Consider the following 802-nt stretch of genomic DNA (forward strand, 5'->3'; position numbering starts at 1 on the left):
TAAAGAAAAAAATCTATGTGGATAAAAGTATGTTGATTGATAAATTTAATGATTTCATTGGTAGTGAAGATTGTTATTTTTGTATTACACGTCCAAGGAGATTTGGGAAAACAATTAATGCAAATATGCTTGGGGCTTATTATACGCAAGGGTATGATACACGAGAATTATTTAAAGATTTGAGAATAGCACAAACAGTGTCTTATGAAGAACATATCAATAAACATCATGTTATTTATATAGATTTTAGTAGGTTGCCTGATCCATGTAATTCATATGAAGAATATATAAGCTGGATTAAATACTGCTTGCAAGATGATTTGAAAAAAGGTTATGGAATTGAAAAAGTTCCTGGAGAACCTATCCAAAATCTATTTGAAAAAACAAATGAGAAATTTATCTTTATAATGGATGAATGGGACAGTATTTTTTACAAAGATTTTATGCAAGAAAAGGATAAAAAAGCATATTTAGAATTTTTAAAAGGATTATTTAAAACTCAGCCATATGTAGAATTAGCATATATGACAGGTGTATTACCGATTGCAAAATATTCTACCGGTTCTGAATTGAATATGTTTAGAGAATATAATTTCATGAATGACACTATTTATGAAGATTATTTTGGTTTTGATGAAAAAGAAGTGAAAGAATTAACACAACAATATCCAAAACCATCGTTTGAAGTATTAAAAAAATGGTATGATGGTTACTATAAATCTGATGGTACTAGCTTATTTAATCCACGTTCTGTTTCATTAGCGTTACAAAAAGGAAAATGCAAAAATTATTGGACAGAAAC

General features: G+C 27.8%; 1 protein-coding gene. It reads left to right on the forward strand.

What is annotated here, in order from left to right:
• Nucleotides 1-29 precede the first annotated feature (29 nt).
• Nucleotides 30-802, forward strand: a 773-nt coding sequence (locus tag DW114_RS21080) for an AAA family ATPase (protein WP_233512197.1), incomplete at its 3' end; no start/stop codon positions are given.

This window comes from Absiella sp. AM09-50, from assembly GCF_003433845.1.
Taxonomy (GTDB): Bacteria; Bacillota_I; Bacilli_A; order Erysipelotrichales; family Erysipelotrichaceae; genus Hoskinsella; species Hoskinsella hominis.